This window comes from Mesorhizobium sp. M0998 (assembly GCF_040318885.1).
Taxonomy (GTDB): domain Bacteria; phylum Pseudomonadota; class Alphaproteobacteria; order Rhizobiales; family Rhizobiaceae; genus Mesorhizobium.
Window position 1 is genome coordinate 1 of the sequence record NZ_JAMYND010000100.1, and the last position, 2233, is coordinate 2233.

The following is a 2233-nucleotide window of genomic DNA, read 5'->3' on the forward strand; positions in this document are numbered from 1 at the left end:
GGGTTCGGGGGGGGGGCGCCGGTTATTTTTGCGGGGGTCTTTAAATTTACCACATTAACCCCCCCGGGGGGGGGTTCTCTTAATCGGGTTGCCCCCCATTTTTTCCGCCCCCCGAACCCGACGCTCGAGACCAACGAAACAGCAAAACAATGAGGGGGTCAGTTCTTCGTTTCGCCCAAGGGGCGCATTGCCTCAAGCAAAATGTTACCAATAGTGTCGCTGTTCCGAATGGGATGGTCAGGTGTTGTCATCCCGATTCGGAGGATGGATGGCAAGGCGGATCAGCATGGCGACACGGTCGGAATTGGTGGAAGCAATTGTCGAGCGGTATCGATCGGGGAGCCGAAGCGATAAGCGCCTCATCCTCGATGAGTTCGTCGCGGTGACCGGTTATCATCGCAAGCATGCGATCCGAGTGCTCCGTCAACGCGCGTCGAAGATACCTGGCAACAAGAGGCACAGCCTTCGCTATGGCGGCGATGTTCGCGAAGCGCTCGTGGTGTTGTGGGAGGCATCGGAGCGGCTGTGTTCCAAACGGCTGCGGCCGTTGATACCTGTCTTGCTGCCAGCGCTTGAACGGCATGGCCGGCTGGAGCTCGATGCCGCGCTCCGCGGCAAGCTGCTGACAATGAGCCCGGCGACGATAGATCGGCTTTTGGCGGAGGTACGTGTTGTGGCTCGCGGCGGCCAGCGCCGGCGAGCAGGAATGAGTTCGGCGGTTCGCCGATCGGTGCCGGTGCGCACCTTCGGGGACTGGAATGATCCGCCGCCCGGTTACGTCGAGGTCGATTTCGTGGCGCATTCCGGCACATCTTCGTCCGGCAGCTTTGTGCAGACGATGGTGTTGACCGATATTGCCACGGGGTGGACTGAATGCGTTCCGGTCCGCACGCGCGACAGCGGCAATGTGATTGTGGCGATCAAGCAGGCCCGCTCGTTCTTTCCCTTCCCCCTGCTCGGCGTAGATTTCGACAACGACAGCGCCTTCATGAACGAGTTCGTCGTCTCCTGGTGCCGCAGTGAGGAACTGGAAGTGACGCGCTCGCGCGCCTATCGAAAGAATGACCAGGCGCATGTGGAGCAGAAGAATGGCGCCATCGTGCGTCGCCTGGTGGGGTATGGTCGGTTTATCGGCGCGGAGGCGACGGCCGCGCTTGGTAAACTTTATGCTGTCGTGCGGCTTTACGGCAATCTGTTCCAACCGTCATTCAAGCTTCAGGAGAAGACGCGGATCGGCGCTCGTGTGATCAAGCGCTATCATCCGCCAGTTCCGCCTGCGGCCCGTGTCCTTGCACATCCGGGTGTGGCCGAGGCCGACAAGCAGCGGCTCCAGGCGATGATGGAAACCGCCGATCCCGTGCTGCTGTTTGCTGGCATCCGCATCTGGAGGAGCTTGGGCGGCGGGTCGATCGTCGTGGCCTGAATACGAAGATTGAGGAGCCGGCCGTTATCGATCTCCAGCGCTTCGCCGCGAATCTGAAGACGGCCTGGAAGAGTGGCGAGACCCGACCAACGCATCGGCGGCCGTATCGGCGGACCAAACCCTATCCGAAGAGACCCAGCATGTACGAGCCGTTCGAGGCGCAGATCAAGGGATGGCTCGAGGAAGAGCCGGCGCTCTCGGCAGCAAGTGTGTTGCAACGCCTGACAAAGATCGACCCCTCGCGCTTCAAGGAAAATAACCTGAGAATGGTGCAACGGCTTGTGAAGGTCTGGCGCATGGAAATGGCTGGGCTGATCATCCTCGATGGCGGTTGGATGAAGAGCTGGCCGCTATCTCCCTCCGCCGCGACGGATGGAGAAAGGGCCCACGTCGGCCCTATCGCGTTCGGTAACATTCCTCGGTGAGGCAATAGGAGGGGTCAAATCCTCACTTCGCTTGACAACTGGAAAACTGGGCAGGCCGGGCCGGGACTGTCAGGAATTCTGTGCGCGAGGCCGGTCTCGTCATTGGCTGACGAACCTCTCGCCGAAGACAACGGCGAACTGGGTCTTGGCCTCGAACCATTCGCGCGGCGGTCGTTTCCATTCCTCAGCCGCATGGTTCAGGACCAGATATAGCAGTTTCATCGCCGCGTCGTCACTCGGGAAGTGTCCGCGGGTGCGGACGGCGCGGCGCAGCTTGGAGTTCAACGCCTCAATTGCATTCGTCGTGTAGATGATCCGGCGCACGCTTTCTGGGAAGGCGAAGAACGGCACGACGTGCTGCCAGTTGCGCCGCCAGCTCTGAGTG

At 60.8% G+C, this 2233-nt stretch carries 3 protein-coding genes; 2 read left to right on the forward strand and 1 reads right to left on the reverse strand.

Annotation, left to right across the window (positions count from 1 at the left end; translation table 11 throughout):
* Positions 1 to 307: 307 nt before the first annotated feature.
* Together NKH59_RS33190 and NKH59_RS33195 are read left to right on the forward strand one after the other, a co-directional pair.
* The gene (locus NKH59_RS33190; RefSeq protein WP_353024441.1) at positions 308 to 1423 is read left to right on the forward strand and encodes an integrase catalytic domain-containing protein; all 1116 of its coding nucleotides are present in this window, start codon (positions 308 to 310) and stop codon (positions 1421 to 1423) included.
* A gap of 140 nt (positions 1424 to 1563) precedes the next feature.
* A complete protein-coding gene (locus NKH59_RS33195; protein ID WP_353024443.1) occupies positions 1564 to 1848 on the forward strand; it encodes a hypothetical protein in 285 nt (94 codons plus the stop codon).
* Between the two features lie 99 nt (positions 1849 to 1947).
* Here the strand turns inward: NKH59_RS33195 and NKH59_RS33200 are convergent.
* The coding region (locus NKH59_RS33200; RefSeq protein WP_353024445.1) for a transposase at positions 1948 to 2233 on the reverse strand (286 nt) is incomplete at its 5' end.

Bases quoted from the DNA above. Each gene is read 5' to 3' on its own strand.
- NKH59_RS33195 (WP_353024443.1), top strand. From the start codon at position 1,564: ATGTACGAGCCGTTCGAGGCGCAGATCAAGGGATGGCTCGAGGAAGAG.